At 66.8% G+C, this 17206-nt stretch carries 14 protein-coding genes; 5 read left to right on the top strand and 9 right to left on the bottom strand.

Translation table 11 applies throughout. From position 1 onward, the window contains the following. Positions 1-206 precede the first annotated feature (206 nt). The 7 genes from ACOYJQ_RS18315 to ACOYJQ_RS18285 form a co-directional block, all read right to left on the bottom strand. The gene (locus tag ACOYJQ_RS18315) at positions 207-1373 is read right to left on the bottom strand and encodes an ABC transporter substrate-binding protein (RefSeq protein ID WP_433460493.1); all 1167 of its coding nucleotides are present in this window, start codon (positions 1371-1373) and stop codon (positions 207-209) included. Positions 1374-1484: 111 nt separating this feature from the next. Next, complete coding sequence (locus ACOYJQ_RS18310; RefSeq protein ID WP_433460492.1) at positions 1485-1883, bottom strand: RidA family protein; 399 nt, start codon at positions 1881-1883, stop codon at positions 1485-1487. Beyond that, entirely contained in the window at positions 1861-2289 is a 429-nt protein-coding gene (locus ACOYJQ_RS18305) for an acyl-CoA thioesterase (protein ID WP_433460490.1), read from the bottom strand. Before ACOYJQ_RS18305 ends, ACOYJQ_RS18310 begins: the two co-directional genes overlap by 23 nt. 15 nt (positions 2290-2304) lie before the next feature. Beyond that, complete coding sequence (locus tag ACOYJQ_RS18300) at positions 2305-3483, bottom strand: acyl-CoA dehydrogenase family protein (RefSeq protein ID WP_433460488.1); 1179 nt, start codon at positions 3481-3483, stop codon at positions 2305-2307. A gap of 1 nt (position 3484) precedes the next feature. Next, on the bottom strand, positions 3485-4342 hold the full coding sequence (locus ACOYJQ_RS18295) for an enoyl-CoA hydratase family protein (protein WP_433460487.1): 858 nt from the start codon (positions 4340-4342) through the stop codon (positions 3485-3487). After that, positions 4339-5130 carry an SDR family NAD(P)-dependent oxidoreductase gene (locus ACOYJQ_RS18290; protein ID WP_433460486.1) on the bottom strand — a complete coding sequence of 264 codons (792 nt, stop codon included), beginning with the start codon at positions 5128-5130 and terminating at the stop codon, positions 4339-4341. Before ACOYJQ_RS18290 ends, ACOYJQ_RS18295 begins: the two co-directional genes overlap by 4 nt. A 295-nt stretch (positions 5131-5425) precedes the next feature. Next, a complete protein-coding gene (locus ACOYJQ_RS18285; RefSeq protein ID WP_433460485.1) occupies positions 5426-7759 on the bottom strand; it encodes a bifunctional salicylyl-CoA 5-hydroxylase/oxidoreductase in 2334 nt (777 codons plus the stop codon). A 195-nt stretch (positions 7760-7954) separates the two neighbouring features. On the opposite strand from ACOYJQ_RS18285, the gene ACOYJQ_RS18280 reads away from it, so the two are divergent. From ACOYJQ_RS18280 to ACOYJQ_RS18260, 5 genes are all read left to right on the top strand, one after another. Beyond that, positions 7955-8482, top strand: a complete 528-nt coding sequence (locus ACOYJQ_RS18280; protein WP_433460484.1) for a MarR family winged helix-turn-helix transcriptional regulator — start codon at positions 7955-7957, stop codon at positions 8480-8482. Positions 8483-8856: 374 nt separating this feature from the next. Then, on the top strand, positions 8857-11010 hold the full coding sequence (locus ACOYJQ_RS18275) for a thiamine pyrophosphate-dependent enzyme (protein ID WP_433460482.1): 2154 nt from the start codon (positions 8857-8859) through the stop codon (positions 11008-11010). Between the two features lie 10 nt (positions 11011-11020). After that, a complete protein-coding gene (locus ACOYJQ_RS18270) occupies positions 11021-12586 on the top strand; it encodes an indolepyruvate oxidoreductase subunit beta family protein (RefSeq protein WP_433460481.1) in 1566 nt (521 codons plus the stop codon). Between the two features lie 62 nt (positions 12587-12648). Continuing rightward, on the top strand, positions 12649-13728 hold the full coding sequence (locus ACOYJQ_RS18265; protein WP_433460479.1) for an NAD/NADP octopine/nopaline dehydrogenase family protein: 1080 nt from the start codon (positions 12649-12651) through the stop codon (positions 13726-13728). Between the two features lie 53 nt (positions 13729-13781). After that, positions 13782-14774 (top strand): 3-hydroxybutyryl-CoA dehydrogenase, encoded by a 993-nt coding sequence (locus ACOYJQ_RS18260; RefSeq protein ID WP_433460497.1) that lies wholly within the window; start codon positions 13782-13784, stop codon positions 14772-14774. Positions 14775-14788: 14 nt separating this feature from the next. Here ACOYJQ_RS18260 and ACOYJQ_RS18255 read toward each other — a convergent pair whose 3' ends face one another. Then, a complete protein-coding gene (locus tag ACOYJQ_RS18255) occupies positions 14789-15292 on the bottom strand; it encodes a MarR family winged helix-turn-helix transcriptional regulator (RefSeq protein ID WP_433460496.1) in 504 nt (167 codons plus the stop codon). 208 nt (positions 15293-15500) lie between these two features. Then, positions 15501-17144 carry an ATP-dependent acyl-CoA ligase gene (locus ACOYJQ_RS18250; protein WP_433460477.1) on the bottom strand — a complete coding sequence of 548 codons (1644 nt, stop codon included), beginning with the start codon at positions 17142-17144 and terminating at the stop codon, positions 15501-15503. Positions 17145-17206 lie beyond the last annotated feature (62 nt).

The raw sequence follows: 17206 nt of genomic DNA, 5'->3' as shown, positions 1-17206 counted from the left end.
AGGATGACGCGCCCGACGCCCGCGGCTTCCGCGGCGTCAAGCGCAGCGGCAAGGCCCGCGCGGACAGCCTGCGAAGTCACGTTGACAGGAGGGTGGTCGATCGTAACCACCGCGATGCGATCTTCGAAGGTTATGGAGACGGGCATGGAAACCTCACGGATGCCGGTTGTTGTCGCCGGGGTGGGCGGGGCGCGCCGGCCCGTGTGTCACAGGGGCGGAAGAAGCTTCCACTTCCCGTCCTCGATGCGGATCAGCACGCGGGCGCGTTCATCGACCCAGTCGCGATTGTCGGGCTTGAAGTTGTAGATGCCCTGCGTGCCCACGAATTCCCGCGTGCTGAAGATGGCCTCGCGCAGCGCTTTGCGGAACGCCGGCGTGCGCGGCTCGGCGCCGGAAGCCTTCGCCCGCTTCGCCGCGTCGACGAAGGCGATCCAGCCGTCGAAGCCGTAGGCCGAAAAGCCGTCGGACGGCGGGCCGCCGTTCGCTTTCTCGTATGCCGCCCTGTAGGCCAGCGCCACGGCGCGGATCGGATTCGATTCCGGCAGTTGTTCCGCCGCCGTTACGGGGCCGGTGGGGCAGATGATCCCGTTCGCCGCGGTTCCGGCGATGCGCAGGAAATCCGCGCTGATCAGACCGTGATTGCCGTACACGGTGCCCTTGTAGCCCCTGTCCTTCAGGGCCAGCACCGGCAGCGCGCCAGACGTGCCGGTGCCGCCGATCATGACCGCGTCCGGGCGGGAGGACAGGGCGCGCAGCACCTGCGCCGTCACGGAGGTGTCGGCGCGTCCGTAGCGTTCATTGCTGACGACCCTGATGCCGGCGGTTTCGGCCGCCTTGACGAGCGATCCGTACATCAGATCGCCGAACGCATCGCTGAAGCCGATGAAGGCGACCGTCCCGACCTCGTTCGCCTTCATGTGATCGACGATGCCTTGCACCAGCAGCTCGGTGGGTTGCGGCACCTGCGCCACCCACGGACCGCCTTCGCCGGGCGCCACCGGGGAAATCGGCGAAATGGCGATCATCGGAACCTGCAACTCGACGGCGGTGACGGCCATGGCGACCGTCTGCGGGGCGCCGGAGGTGCCGATCAGGAAATCGACCTGATCTTGCTCGACGAGCTTGCGCACGTTGCGGGTGGCGATGGTGGGATCCGAGGAATCGTCGAGCTGGATGACGCGGATTTTCTCGCCGTCGATCTCGCCCTGATAGTGAAGCCCCGCCTGCACGCCCTTCGCATTCGGGATGCCGATGGTCGAGACGGGCCCGCTCAGGCCCGTGATGAAACCGACGACGATTTCCGCATGGGCGCTGCCGCAGAACAGCGGGATGAGCAGCGCGGCGGACAACAGCAGTTTCCGGTCATTTTTCATAACGGAGTTCCCCTCTGGTTTTATGACATGCCCTTCGTCGAACCCGGCGTTCCTCGGTCTGTCGTTGTTCGTCGAGGCCGCCGCCGGCCATGGCCGGCGGCGGCCTCGCAATCATGCGTCCGGGATGACGGCGATGGCCTGAATCTCGATCTTGGCGCGTTCCTCGACCAGCGCGACCACCTGAACGGCGGCGATGGCGGGGAAATGCTTGCCGATGATCTCCCGGTAGGCTTGGCCGATGCCCTTGAGGTTGTCGTTGTACTCAACCCTGTCGGTGAAGTACCACGTCATGGAGGTGAGGTGCTGCGGGCCGGCGCCCGCTTCCGCGAGGATCGCGACGACGTTTGCGAGCGTCTGCCGCACCTGCCCGGCGAAGTCGTCGGTCTCGAACTGCTGCTGCGCGTTCCAGCCGATCTGCCCGCCCACGAAGACGGTGCGGCCGCGCGCCTCCACGCCGTTGGCGTAGCCGATGGGCTTCGCCCAGCCCTCAGGTTGCAGGACCTTGTGCATCGTTGATCTCCAGATGGTGGTAAAGGTTGGTACGGATATCGTCGGGCCAGGCGATCGGCCGGTGCGTTTCCAGCGAGGTCGCGACAAGGCGCTGGCAGGCCGTCCAGACCGTATCGCCGCCGACCGAAACCCGGTGGGCGAAATCGAGCGAGCTGCGGCCGACCCCCGTGACGCGCAAGGTGAAATCGAGCCGGTCGCCGTGGAAGGCTGGCTTCACGAAGGTCGCGTCGAGCCGCACGGTCGGCACGCCGATGCGGCGCTCGGGAATGAGCACCGTCCAGGGGGCGCCGATATGGGCGAAGAAATCTTCCGTCACGCCGACGAGCATGTCGATATAGGACGGAAAATAGGCGATGCCGGCCGGGTCGCACTGGCCGAAGCGCAGGGGGCGCGATGTCTCGAACATGTCGGCTCCTGTCGTCTACACGGCCTTGAGCAGCTCGCGCGCGATGATCAGCTTCTGCACTTCGGTCGCGCCTTCGTAGATGCGTAGCGCCCGGATCTCGCGGTAGAGTTTTTCCGCGATTTCGCCGCTCCTGACGCCGCGACCTCCGAAGAGCTGGACGGCGCGGTCGATGATCGCCTGGGCGTTTTCGGTCGCCGTCATCTTGGCCATGGCGGCCTCGCGCGTGGTGGGTTTTTGCTCGACGTCCCGCCGCCACGCGGCGCGGTAGGTCAGCAGCGCGGCGGCATCGATGCCCGTCGCCATGTCGCCGAGCGCGGCCTGCGTCAGTTGCAGGTCCGCGAGCGTCGCGCCGAACATCTTTCGCGATTTGACGTGCGCCAGCGATTCATCGAGCGCCCTGCGCGCGAAGCCGAGCGCGGCGCCCGCGACGGAAGCGCGGAAGATGTCGAGCGTGCGCATGGCGATCTTGAAGCCCTCTCCCGGCGCGCCGAGAAGGCGCGATGCCGGAATGCGGCAATTGTCGAAACGCAGGGTGGCCAGCGGATGCGGGGCGATGACGTCGATGCGTTCCTTGATGGAAAAGCCCGGATCGTCCGGGAACACCACGAAGGCCGAGATGCCGCGCGTGCCCGGCTGCTCGCCGGTGCGGGCGAACAGGGTGTAGACGTCGGCGATGCCGCCGTTCGAGATCCACGTCTTCTCGCCGTCGAGGATGAAGTGATCGCCCTCGCGCCGCGCCGCGCATTGCATGGCCGCGACATCCGACCCCGCCTCCGCTTCGGAGAGCGCGAAGGCGGCGAGCCATTCGCCCGAGGTCACGCGCGGCAGCACGGCCTGCTTCAGGTCGTCCTCGGCGGCGAGGTTGATGGCGCCGGTGCCGAGGCCCTGCATGGCGAAGGCGAAGTCGGCGAGGCCGTCGTGCCAGGCGAGCGTCTCGCGGGCGAGGCAGATGGTGCGCGAGTCGATGGCCGTCCGGCCGGCGTCGCCTGTCGCGGCGGCGAGCAGCCCCGCCTCGCCGAGCAGCCGCACCAGCGTGCGGCAGGCGGCGTCCGTATCGGCATGATCGACATCGTGGAGAACGCCCGACGCGGCGAAGGCGTCGAGCCTTTCCGTGAAGGCGCGATGCGCGTCGTCGAAGAACGGCCACGCGAGATGCTCGCGCGTCGGGCCGAGGAGGGCTGAGGGGGCTGCCATGTCAGTTCCCCTCGAAAGCCGGCTTCCGCTTCGCCGCAAACGCCTCGAACGCACGACGAAAATCCTTCGTCGCCATGCAGATGGCCTGTGCCTGCGCCTCCGCCTCGATCATCTCGTCGAGGCCCATGGCCCATTCCTGGTTGAGCTGGTTCTTGGTGATGCCGTGGGCGAACCACGGGCCGTCGGCGAGCTGGCGCGCCACCTTCGTCGCCGCGTCGAGCAGCGCGTCGGGCTCATGCAGCGCGTTGTAGAAGCCCCAGGCAAGCCCTTCCCCGGCGCCCAGGGCGCGGCCGGTGAAAAGCAACTCCGAGGCCCGGCCCTGGCCGATGATGCGCGGCAGGATGCCGCAGGCGCCCATGTCCGCGCCCGCGAGGCCGACGCGGGTGAACAGGAAGGCCGTCTTCGCCGCGGGCGTGGCGTAGCGCAGGTCGGACGCCATGGCGAGGATCGCGCCGGCGCCGGCGCATACGCCGTCCACCGCCGCGATCACCGGCTGCGGACATTTGCGGATGGCCTTGACGAGGTCGCCCGTCATGCGCGTGAAGGCGATGAGATCCGGCATCGCCATGGTGGTCAGCGGCTCGATGATCTCGAACACGTCACCGCCCGAGGAGAAGTTGCCGCCCGCGCCGTTCAGCACCACGGCGCGGATGTCCGAGGCGTAGACGAGATCGCGGAAAAGATCGCGCATCTCGGCGTAGCTGTCGAAGGTCAGCGGGTTCTTGCGCTCCGGGCGGTTGAGGGTGAGGGTCGCGACGCGCCCGTCCTCGCTCGCTTCCCAGAGGAAGTGGCGCGCCTCGTAATCCCTGAAGGGGCGCAGATGCGAACGCATCGTCGTGAAAGTTGCCGTGTCGCTCATCCTGCCATTACCTCTCCGCCGGCCACCACGATGGCCTGTCCTGTTATCGATGATGCGCCGGGTCCTGCGAGCCAGCGCACGGTGTCCGCCACTTCTTGCGGTTGAACGAGACGCCCTTGCGGGTTCGACTTCGTGAATTCCGCCAGCGCCTCCTCGCGCGAGCGGCCGGATTTTTCGGTAATGGTGTCGAGCGAGCGGCCCACCAGCGCGGTGTCGGTATAGCCGGGGCATACCGCGTTCACCGTGATGCCCGTGCGCGCCAGCTCCAGCGCCAGCGACCGCGTGAGGCCCACGACCCCGTGCTTCGCCGCCACATAGGCGGAGACGTAGGCATAGCCGGTAAGGCCCGCCGTCGAGGCGATGTTGATGAGGCGCGCGCCTTCGCCATATTCGCGCAGTTGCGGCAGCACGGCCTGCGTCACAAGATAGATGCCGGTGAGGTTCGTGGCGATGGTCTGCTGCCACAGCTCCGGCGTCGTCCTGTGGAAGGGCGCGCTCGGCGCCGCGCCCGCGTTGTTGATCAGGATCGAGACCGGGCCGAAGGCGGCGTTGGCCCGCGCGAGGCCCGCGGCGACGGCATCGGCGTCGGTGACGTCGACGCCGTCCGCGATGAAGGCCCGGCCCGGCGGCAGTTGCGCGGCGACCGCGTCCAGCGGCTCCCGGCGCCGCCCGGCGAGGGTGACGTTCGCGCCGTCGCCCGCGAGCGCGAGCGCGATAGCCGCTCCGATGCCGCCGCCCGCGCCGGTGATGAGCGTGTGCCGGCCGGCGAGATTGTCTGCTGTCGACATGACCGCCTCCTGGAGTGCGTTCCGATCAAAGAGCGCGTTCCGATCGAACGGAATCGGTTGATCGATAAGAATTCGCTCAAAATCAGAAACTTGGACCGTTCTTGCGTTTCAGCGAAACGCCGAAATGCTCTATCTTATTGATTTGAATCGTTTTCTTCACGCAAAGCGATATCTGCTTTGCTTGAAAACGCTCTAGAGCGGCGTGCATTCAAGTGGAATCGTCACGCCGCTCCAAATTCTATATTTTACCGCAACTTGCGTTCAATTCGATGGATCGGTTTGAACGCAAACCGCTCTAGGACGACGTGCCGGCGGCACGGGCGAGGTTCGATTCGTACTGGTACTTGGCCGAGCGGTACTGCTGCGGCCACGGGATGGTCGTGACGCCGATCTTCGCCGCCTCGTGCAGCGACCACGCCGCGTCGGCGAGGTGGGGGCGCGCCACGGCGCAGAGGTCCGCGCGGCCGGCGGCGATGATGGAGTTCGCATGATCCGCTTCCGAGATCGCGCCGACGGCGATGGTCGGGATGTGGATTTCGTTGCGGATCTTGTCCGAGAACGGCGTCTGGAACAGGCGGCCGTAGACCGGCTTTTCCTCTTTGACCACCTGTCCCGACGAGCAGTCGATGAGGTCCGCGCCGGCTTGCCTGAAGAACTGCGCGAAGATCGCCGCGTCATCCGGCGTGTTGCCGCCCTCGAACCAGTCGTGGCACGACAGGCGCACGGAGATCGGCCTGTCGGCGGGCCAGACGGCGCGGACAGCCGCAAAAACCTCCAGCGGGTAGCGGGCGCGGTTCTCGTGGCTGCCGCCGTATTCGTCCTCGCGCCGGTTGGTGAGCGGCGACAGGAAGCTCGACAGCAGGTAGCCGTGCGCGACGTGGAGTTCCAGCCAGTCGGCGCCGGTGGTGGCGGCAAGTTCGGCGGCGCGCACGAAATCGGCCTTCACGCGGTCCATGTCGGCGCGGTCCATCGCCTTCGGCACCCGGCTTTGCGGCAGGTAAGGCAGGGCGGAGGCGGAGAACAGGGGCCAGCCGCCTTCCTCGGTCGCGGGATCGCCGTCGAGCGGCTGGTCGATGCCGTCCCACGCCCGCTTGGTCGCGCCCTTGCGTCCCGCGTGGCCGATCTGGATGCCGACCTTCGCCGCGCTACAGCCGTGAACGAAGTCGACGAGCCGCCGCCAGCCGGCGGCCTGTTCCTCGTTCCACAAGCCGAGGCAGCCGGGGGTGATGCGGGCGTCCGGCGACACGCAGGTCATCTCCGCGAAGACGAGTCCCGCGCCGCCGAGCGCGCGGGCGCCGAGATGGGTGAGGTGGAAGTCGTCGATGAGGCCGTCCTTCGCCGAATACATCGCCATGGGCGAGACGACGATGCGGTTCGGCAACGTGACGCCCCTCACCGTGTAGGGCGTGAACATGGGCGGCAGCGCCCGGACGTCGTCGGCCACGTCGAGGCCCGTCCGCCGCGCGAACCAGCGCTCGTAGCCCTCGAGCCACGTCCTGTCGCGCAGGCGCAGGTTCTCGTGGCTGATGCGCTGGGAGCGGGTGAGCATGGAATACATGAATTGCTCGGGTTCCAGCGTATCGGCATAGCGCCGGCCGACGACCTCGAACCATTCCATGGCGTTGCGGGCGGCGTTCTGGATGCGGGCGACGTCGACGCGCCGCACTTCCTCGTAGGCTTCGAGGACGGCGGGAATGTTCTCCTTGCCGTGGCCGAGATTCCGGAACTGGCGGGTGAGTTCGATGGCGTCGTCGATGGCGAGCTTGGTGCCGGAGCCGATGGCGAAATGGGCCGTATGCGCCGCGTCGCCCATCAGCACGACATGGGAATGGCCGTTGAAATGGCTCCACTTGCCGCAGATGAGGCGGTTGAAGTTGAGCCAGGCGGAGCCGCGCAGGTGGCGGGCGTTGGTCATCAGCGGCGCGCCTTCGAGCACTTCCGCGAACAAGGTCTGGCAGAAGTCGATCGAGCCCTGCTGGTCGAGCCGGCCGAGGCCGTGCGCCTCGTAAGCTTCCTCGGTGGTCTCGACGATGAAGGTCGAGGTCTGGTCGTCGAACTTGTAGATATGCGCCTGGAACCAGCCGTGCTCCGTCTTGCGGAAATCGAAGGTGAAGGCATCGTAGAGCTTGTTCGTGCCGAGCCAGATATAGCGGTTGGGCCGCACGACGAGATCGGGCTGGAAGACGTCCGCGTAACGGTTGCGGATGAAGGAGTTGACGCCGTCGGAGGCGATGATGAGATCGGCGTCGGCATAGTCGAGGTCGTTCTCGACATTCGTCTCGAACACCAGCTCGACGCCCAGATCCTCGCAACGCTTTTGCAGGATGTTGAGCAGGCGCTTGCGGCCGATGCCGACGAAGCCGTGCCCGGAGGTCCGCTGGCGGGTGCCCTTGAACAATACCTCGATATCGTCCCAATGGTTGAAGGCGTCCTGGATGTCGCGGGCGCTTTCAGGATCCCACGCGTTCATGGCTTCCATGGTGGCGTCGGAGAACACGACGCCCCAGCCGAACGTGTCGTAGGGCTTGTTGCGCTCGACGACCGTGACCCGATGCTCGGGATGGAGCTTCTTCATCAGCAGCCCGAAGTACAGTCCTGCCGGACCTCCGCCTATACAAACGATGCGCATGGGGATGACTCTCCTCGGAAACGGTTCCCGTCCGAACCAATTATTTTAATGTTAAAATAATGATGCGAAACGCGCCGTGTCAAGCGTCGAATCCGTGTCTTCAGGCGCCCTTCGGGTTGCCGGATGAGACGGCCATTGTTTTTTCAGGATAATTTAAGTATGAAGTAACGGACGATAAGGAGACGGGATAGGGTCGTGGAAGCCATTGAAAAAGCCGGCAGCGTTTCGATCGATGCCGAGTTCAAGGTGCATGAGAATCCGCATGAGCACCGAACGGAGTTGCGGCTCTGGCTGCGTCTGCTGACGTGCGCCAACATGATCGAGGCGGAGATTCGGACGCGCCTGCGTGAACGGTTCGCCACCACGCTGCCGCGGTTCGACCTCATGGCCCAGCTTGAGCGCGCGCAGGACGGCATGCTGCTCGGCGAGCTGTCGCGGCGGATGATGGTCTCCAACGGCAACCTGACCGGTCTCGTCGAACGGCTCGTGCAGGAGAAGCTGGTCGAGCGGCAGGTCAGCGAGGCCGACCGCCGCGCGGCCATCGTCCGCCTCACCCCGCACGGGCGCGCCGTCTTCGCCGAAATGGCGGCCGAGCACAGCGAATGGATCGCGGAGCTTGTCGGCGGTCTCGACAGCACGGAGCAAAGCGCCTTGTGGCTGCAACTGGGGGCGCTCAAGGCGTCCGTCCTGCGCGCGACGATGCGTGCCGGCGACGCCGGGTGAACGCCGTCCAATCGGGTTGAACGCATGCCGGTCGATTGCGTGCCGTCGGGGGAGGCGGCGGGCGGCCGATATTTACAATTCCATATATATGCTGAATCATATAAATGAGAGATGCTCATATTGAAGGCTTTTGCCTCGCCGCCTCCGGCCCGGATTTGGGCTGTCTGCGCGAAAACCGGGCGGATAATGCCTCAAAATACTGCATATAAATGGAAATTTTCTCGATGGATGTTCCGCGTGCACGCCCGCGCACGCCTTTGAACTCGAAGATCATAGTTGTTAAAAATATGATTGACAGGCATTTCCCGCACATCATATGATTTTTCAGATTTATAAAATCATAAAATCCAATGATCGGAGACGGGGAAGAGGCTATGGCTGAGCGTTCTTTTGCGCGCGAGGTGGAGGACCTCAAACTCAGCGCCGGCGAGGTGTTCAAGGGCGAGGGAATCCTCGCCATCACCAAGGCGCTATTGCAATCGGGTGTCGGTTACGTCGGCGGCTATCAGGGATCGCCGATCTCGCATCTGATGGATGTGCTGGCGGATGCCAGGGACGTCATGGAAGATCTCGGCGTCCATTTCGAGACGTCGGCTTCGGAGGCGACCGCCGCGGCCATGCTGGCGGCCTCGGTCATGTATCCCGTGCGCGGGGCGGTGACGTGGAAATCGACCGCCGGCACCAACGTCGCCTCCGACGCGCTTTCCAACCTCGCGTCGGGCGGGGTGACGGGCGGCGCGCTGGTCATCATCGGCGAGGACTACGGCGAGGGCTCCTCCATCATGCAGGAGCGCAGCCACGCCTTCGCGATGAAGTCGCAGATGTGGCTGCTCAACCCCCGCCCCAACCTGCCTTCCATCGTGCAGGCGGTGGAGGACGGCTTCGAGCTGTCGGAAGTGTCGAACACTCCGGTGATGTTGCAGGTGGGCATCCGCAGTTGTCACATGCACGGCCAGTTCGTCGCCAAGGACAACAAGCGCCCGCAGTTCACGCTGCGTCAGGCGCTGGAGAATCCCTCGCGGGATCTCGACCGCATCGTGCTGCCGCCGGCCTCCTTCCTGCACGAGAAGGAGAAGATCGAGCGGCGCTGGCCGGCGGCGGTCGAATTCGTCAGGAGCCGCAAGCTCAACGAGCACTTCGGCCCCGCGCGCGGCGACGTCGGCATCATCCTGCTGGGCGGCCTGTACAATTCGGTGCTGCGCACCCTGCAACAGCTCGGGCTTGCCGACGTCTACGGCAATTCCGTCATCCCGCTCTACGTCCTCAACGTCGCCTACCCGCTGGTGGATGACGAAGTCGCCGATTTCTGCATCGGCAAGAAGGCCGTGCTGATGGTGGAGGAAGGCGCGCCCGAATATGTCGAGCAGTCGCTGCACACCATCCTGCGTCGGCGTGACATCCGGACCCGTCTGTCGGGCAAGGATGTGCTGCCCGTGGGCGGCGAATACACGGCGTCCGTGCTGATGCAGGGCTTTTCGGCCTTTCTCGAGGCGCATGCCCCGCAACTGCTCGGCAACCGGCCGCCGGTGCCGAACCCGTCCCCTGTTCTTGCGGACGAGCGCGTGAAGGCGCTGGCCGAAGTGGTGCCGCCGCGTCCGGCCGGGTTCTGCACCGGCTGCCCGGAACGTCCGATCTTCGCCGCCATGAAGCTCGTCGAAAAGGAACTCGGTCAGCACCACATCTCCGCCGATATCGGCTGTCACCTGTTCTCGATCCTGCCTCCCTTCAACCTGGGTTCGACGACCATGGGCTACGGGCTCGGTCCGGCCTCGGCCTCGGCCTTCAACGTGGAAGCGGGCAAACGCTCGATCGCGGTGATGGGCGACGGCGGGTTCTGGCACAACGGCCTGACCAGCGGCGTCGGCAACGCCGTGTTCAACAAGCAGGACGGCGTCATCCTCATCGTGGACAATTACTATTCGGCGGCGACCGGCGGGCAGGACGTCCTCTCGTCGCGCGCGCAAAATCCGCGCCGCAAGACGAACAATTCCATCGTCAATGCGGTGAAGGGCGTCGGCGCCGCCTGGGTGCGCCAGATCGACCGCACCTACGACGTCTCGAAGATGCGCGATACCCTGCGCGAGGCCCTCACCAGCAAGGAGCCCGGCCCCAAGATCATCGTCGCGTCGTCGGAATGCATGCTCAACAAGCAGCGGCGCGTCAAGCCGCAGTTCGCCAAGGCGGTGAAGGACGGCCGGCGCATGGTGCGGGAGCGCTTCGGCGTGGATGAGGACGTATGCACCGGCGATCACGCCTGCATCCGGCTTTCCGGCTGCCCGTCGCTGTCGGTGAAGCATACGGATGATCCGCTGAAGGACGACCCGGTCGCCGCCATCGACAATACCTGCGTGGGCTGCGGGAATTGCGGCGAGGTGTCGGAAGCGGCGGTGCTGTGCCCGTCGTTCTACCGCGCGGACATCATTCACAACCCGACGCGGATCGACCGTTATCTCGCGGCCATCCGCGGCAAGGTGATCGGCTGGCTACAGGCGCACCGCGAGGCGCGGCGCGTCGTCTTCGCCGATTGAGGAGTGAGCCATGACCGATATCGTGACGACGGCGGACCGGCGCGTGAAAGCCCCCGATCTTGCCGGCGACAAGCCGCTCGCCATCGCCGTGCTGGCGATGGGCGGGCAGGGGGGCGGCGTGCTCGCCGACTGGATCGTGGCGGTCGCCGAGGAGAACGGCTGGGTCGCGCAGTCGACCTCCGTGCCCGGCGTCGCCCAGCGCACCGGCGCGACCATCTACTACATCGAGGCCATCCCCGCGCGCGAGGGCCACGAGCCCGTGCTGTCGCTCATGCCCACTCCCGGCGACGTCGATGTCGTCATCGCCGCCGAGCTGATGGAGGCCGGGCGCTCCGTGCTGCGCGGACTGGTGACGCCCGACCGCACCATCCTGATCGCCTCCACCCATCGTTCCTTCGCGGTGATCGAGAAGGAAAAGCCCGGCGACGGCATCGGCGATCCGACCGTGGTCGCGGCCGCGACCGATTTCGCCGCGAGGCGCACCATCGCCTTCGACATGGAGACGCTCGCCGTCAAGAACGGCAGCGTGGTTTCGGCGGCGCTGTTCGGCGCGGTGGCGGCCTCCGGCGTGCTGCCGTTTCCGAAGGAGGCATTCGAGGCCACGATCCGTTCCGGCGGCAAGGGCGTGGAGCCGAGCCTGAAGGCGTTCAACGCCGCATACGAGCGCACGCGCGAGCGGCCGAAGGACAAGCTGACGGCGACGCCGCCCAAGCGGTTCGATCCGCTGCCGGAGGCGTCCGGCCATCCCCGGCTCGACGCGCTGGTGCGGCGCATCCGGCAGGACTTCCCGGCCGAGGCATGGCCCTTGCTCTACGCCGGCGCGAAGAAGCTGACCGACTTCCAGGACCCCGCCTATGCGGGTGAATATCTCGACCGCATCGCGGCGCTCCATGCGCGGGACCGGGCGCACGGCGGAGCGGCGCGCGATCACGCCTTCACCGTGCAGGCGGCGAAATATGTCGCCGTCGCCATGGCTTACGACGACGTTATCCGCGTGGCGGACCTCAAGGTGCGCGCCTCGCGCTTCGCGCGCGTGCGCAAGGAGGTCGGCGCGAAGGCGGACCAGATCGTCTACACCACCGAATACATGCACCCGCGCATGGAGGAAATCTGCGGCACGCTGCCGAAGGCGTGGGGCGAATGGATCGAGAACCGGCCCGCGCTCTTCGCCCGTCTCGACCGGCTGGTGAACCGGGGGCGGCGCGTGCGCACCGGCACGCTGTTCTGGTTCGCGGCACTCTACGGCGTTTCCGCCCTGCGGTCGATCCGACGCAAGACGCTGCGCCACGCGCGCGAGGAGGCGCATCGCGAGGCATGGCTCGCCAGGGCGGTGGACACGATCGCCGTGAACTACGATCTCGCCGTCGAAATCCTCAACTGCCGCCGGCTGATCAAGGGCTATTCGGATACCCACGCGCGCGGTTATTCGAAGTTCGACAGGGCGCTGTCGGCGCTGCCGGCCCTCACCGGCCGGGAGGACGGCGCGGCGTGGATGCGCCGCCTGCGGCAGGCGGCGCTGCTCGATGAAGAAGGCGTCGCGCTCGACGGCGCCTTGAAGACGGTCGCGACCCTTTGAGCGCGCTTGCGTTCGCTGCACGCGACGAAATACCAAAAACAAAACCGGAAGAGGGGATTACCATGAAAGTCGTCGTTATCGGCGGGGGCAACGGCTCGTATGCGGCCGTCGCGGACCTGGTGGAAGCGGGGCACGACGTGCGCTGGTGGCGCCGCGACCGCGCGCTTTTCGAGGATATCCTGAGAGCGGGCGGCATCACCGTCACGGATCACGCCGGCAGCCGCGAGGTCGCGGTTGCGCCGACCGACGATCTTGCCGCCGCGCTCGACGGCGCCGCGCTCATTCTGGCGCCCACGCCCGCTTTCGCGCAGGAGGACATCGCGGAGGCGCTCGCGCCGCATCTCGTCGACGGGCAGGTGATCTACCTGCCGCCGGGCACCTTCGGCTCGTACATCATGCTGAAGCGCATCCGCGAGCGCGGTTCGAAGGCCGATGTCGCCATCGCGGAAACCGGTACGCTGCCGTGGCTGGCGCGCAAGCAGGGGCCGCTCGCGGTGCGCATCACCACCCGCGCCTCGCGCCTGCCGACGGGCGTGCTGCCGGCGCGCCTGACGGAACACGCGCTCGCCGTCATCGGCCAGGCTTTCCCCGGCGCCATCGAGCCGGCACAGGATGCGCTTGCGGGCGCGCTCATGAACGCCGGGCCGATCATCCACCCGCCGCTCATCCTGATGAACGCCGGCCCCATCGAGCATTTCGACCGTTGGGACATCCACAACGAGGGCACCCAGCCGGCCATCCGCCGCACGCACACGGCGCTCGACAACGAACGCATCGCGGTGCGCGAGGCGCTGGGCTACGGCGTGCCGCACTTCCCGCTCTCGGATCATTACGAGACCAGCAACTGGATGTACGGCAACCTCGCGCATGACAAGCTGGTCGATTCGGGTGACTGGCACGAGTCGCTCGATCTGAAGACGCACCGCTACATGCAGGAGGATGTCGGCCTCGGCCTTTCCTTCCTCGTCTCCGTGGGGGCCTGGGCGGGCGTGCCGACGCCGGTCGCGGCCGGCCTGCTCGCCATCGCCTCCACCGTCGCGGAAACGGATTTCCGCAAGGGTGGCCGCACGTTCGAGAACCTCGGCCTCGACGGACTCGACAGGGCGCAACTGCGGCAGATCCTGCGCGAGGGGCTGTCATGAGCGGGGAAATCGTCGACACGGAAATCGTCGGCAAGGAAATCGTCGGCGGGGAAATCGTCAGCAGGGAAATTGTCACTTGCATAGGGGCCGGACGCATGGGGCGCGGCATCGCCCAGAGCGTGGCCTACGGCGGCCATGAGGTCCGCCTGCTCGACGCGCGGCCGCGTGACGGCGACGCCTTCGACGGGCTCGCCGGCGAGGCCGGGGCGGAAATCCGACAGGGGCTCGTCGCCCTTGCCGATCTCGGCGTCTTCGACCGCGAGGCCATTCCGGCGATCCTCGGCCGCGTCAGCGTCTGGCCGCTCGACCGGGCGGCCGAGGCGCTTGCCGGGGCCGCGATCGTATTCGAGTGCGTGCCGGAGGTGCGGGAGGCGAAGGCCGCCGCCTTCGCCCTGTTCGATGCCCATGCGGCGCCCGACGCCATCCTCGCTTCCACGACCTCGACCATGCTGTCGACCGATCTGGCGCAGCTCACGCGACGGCCGCGCTTTTTCCTCAACGCGCACTGGCTCAATCCGGCGTTCCTGATGCCGCTCGTCGAACTCAGCCCCTGCGCGGAAACGGATGCGGCCGTCCTCGGGCGTTTGCGTGCGTTTCTGGAGCGCCTCGGCAAGGTGCCGGTGGTCTGCAAGGCCTCGCCCGGCTATATCGTGCCGCGCATTCAGGCCCTCGCCATGAACGAGGCGGCGCGCCTCGTCGAGGAGGGCGTGGCGAGCGCGGAGGATGTCGACAAGGCCGTCGCCTATGGCTTCGGCCTGCGCTTCGCGGTGCTCGGGCTGCTCGAATTCATCGACTGGGGCGGCGGAGACATCCTTTATCGTGCAAGCAACTACCTGGCGCATGCGTTGGACGATGAAAGGTTCGCCCCGCCCGACATCGTGCGCGCGAACATGGAGGCAGGCCGGATCGGCCTGAAATCCGGCACGGGTTTCTTCGATTATGCGGGCGTCGACGTGGAAGCCTACCGCCGGCGGCGGATGGCCGCCTTCGTCGACGCGCTCAGGGCGAACGGCCTGCTGCGGCCGCCGGCCGGGGAAATCCCGTAACCGGGGGCGGCGCTTCAGCCGCCCAGGTTCCGCGTATTCTGCAGGATGCGATGCAGGATGGCGACGAAGTGACGGTATTCGGCCTCGTCGATGCCGTCGAACATCTGCCGGAACATCCTGTACATGTTCGGCCACAGCCGTTCGAACGCGGCGCGTCCCTCCGGCGTGATGGTGATGTCGCGGATGCGCATGTCCTCCGGGCGGGGGGTGCGGCGGATATAGCCCTGGACTTCCATGGATTCGAGCGTGCGGCTCATGCTCGACTGCTCGGTGACGGCGAACGCCGACAGTTCGTTGATCGTCAGCGACGGCGTGACGGAGAGGATGGCGAGCACCCGCATCTTCACCGTCGTGATGCCGAGCGCCTTCAGCTCGTCCGACAGGTTGGCGTTCCAGCGCGCCATCACGCGGTTCATCAGATAGGGTGCGAACTGATTCAGGCCGATTTCGCCGATAGTGGGCAAGGCCGCGCCATCCTCCTCTGCACGAAGAACTGTTCCCGCAAACCGATCCTGCATCGATGCCCGCTTCCAGTGACGTTCAGCCGCGGGAACGGCCCGGCGTTTCAAGGAAACGCCAAGGCGCCCGCGTTCATCGGATTGACGCGCCTCCTCGCGCGAAACGGTATCGCCCACGCTCGAAAACGCTTCAGCCACACCGATATGGCAGCATTCTCGAGCATGCACAATCATCATCGGCACGCGCCGCGGCGGCGGACGGGCTTCTTCAGCGGCGGATCCGGTAGCCCGCTTCCTCCCGGTCCCAGAGGTCGGCAACGCGCCCCTCGTCGCGCAGCGCGAACTTGCGGATCTTGCCGTTTTCCGTGAGCGGCATCGAACTCACGATCCGCACGAAGCGCGGCACGGCGAAATAGGGCAGCTTGCCCTCGCAATGCCTGACGATATCGAGCGGCAACAGCGCGCCCGGCGTCACGAGAACGACGGCGACGGCCACCTCGTCCTCGCCGAGTTCCGAAGGCAGCGGATAGGCCGCGCATGCCTCGACGGCCGGATGGGCGAGCAGCGTCTGTTCCACCTCCCAGGACGAGATGTTCTCGCCCCGCCGGCGGATGGCGTCCTTGGTGCGGTCGATGAAGCGGTAATGGCCGTCCTTTTCCCGCACCACCCTGTCGCCCGTGTGGAACCACAGGTTGCGCCACGCCTCGACCGTCTTGTCGGGCATGGCGAAATAGCCGGTGGCGAAGGCGAACGGCTCGTGCGCGCGCAGGATCAGTTCGCCCGCCTCGCCGTCGGGCAGGGGCGCGTCGTCCTCGTCTACGACGCGGGCCTCCATGCCGTCGACGAGATAGCCCATGGTGCCGGGATGGTCCGACGGAATCGGGCTGCCGAAGACGAAATTGGTCTCGGTGGAGCCATAGGCGTCGAGCAGCGGCACGCCGAACCGCTCCAGGAACGGGCCGTGAAACCGGCCGGGAACGCCGCCGCCGAGCGCCGCGCGGATGGCATGGTCGCGGTCGTCGGCCGCGGGCGGGCGCGAGAGCAGGATGGCCGCCATCGCCCCGAGCAGGTAGGTGACAGTGGCGCCGTGCTCCCGCGCGCTGTGCCAGAAGCCCGAGGCCGAGAACTTCGGCAGGACGACGAACCGGCACCCGTGCAGCAGCGCCTGGAAGAACGTGTTGAGCGCGTTGGTGTGGAACAGCGGCAGGGTGGTGAACAGCACGTCGTCCGCCGTCAGCGCGAACGCCTTGCCGGTGTTGACGCCCCACCAGAACATCTGCGCATGCGGGCAGCAGACGCCCTTCGACGGCCCCGTGGTGCCGGAAGTGTAGAGAATGGCGATGGTGTCGCCGGGCCGCAGCGCGGCCGCCTCCGCGCGCTCGCCGGCCGCCGGCATGGGCGGCGGGGCCGGGTCCTTGCCGGCGGCGTCCCGCGCGCCGTCGAGCGTCCGGATCAGGCCGGGCGCCGGCCCGCCCGCCTCGATGGCGGATTGCAGGGAGGGAAGCAGGCCGTGCTCGATGACGATGAGCTTCGCGCCGGAGTTCGTCAGGATATGCGCGAGCTGCACGCCCCTTGACGCCGTGTTGATCGGCACCGCGATGGCGCCGATCCAGGCGCAGCCGAGAAATACTTCCAGGAACTCGATCCGGTTGGCGGCCATGATCGCCACCCGGTCGCCCTTGGCGATGCCGGCCTCGACGAGCGTGCGCGCGGCTGTCGCCGCCAGTCGCTCGACTGCCGCGAAGCTCAGCGTCGTATCCGCGAAAGTGACGAACGGCCGCTCGCCGAGCGCCGCCGCCCGGCGGGCCAGAAGGACCGGCAGGGTGCGTTCCCCGGCCGGGAATTCGTCCGCGAGCGCCGCTCCGGTCCATGACGCGGGATGGGGCGCGGGGTTGCTGTTCGGATTGCTCAATCGTCCCTCCCGGACTTCGGCGTCCGTTCCTCTCGTTGGTGTCAGCGCAAGATATTATATAT

This window comes from Pseudochelatococcus sp., assembly GCF_050946405.1.
GTDB lineage: Bacteria > Pseudomonadota > Alphaproteobacteria > Rhizobiales > Beijerinckiaceae > Pseudochelatococcus.
The sequence above is the reverse complement of the archived record's forward strand: the minus strand, read 5'-3'. Positions and strand labels throughout refer to the sequence as shown.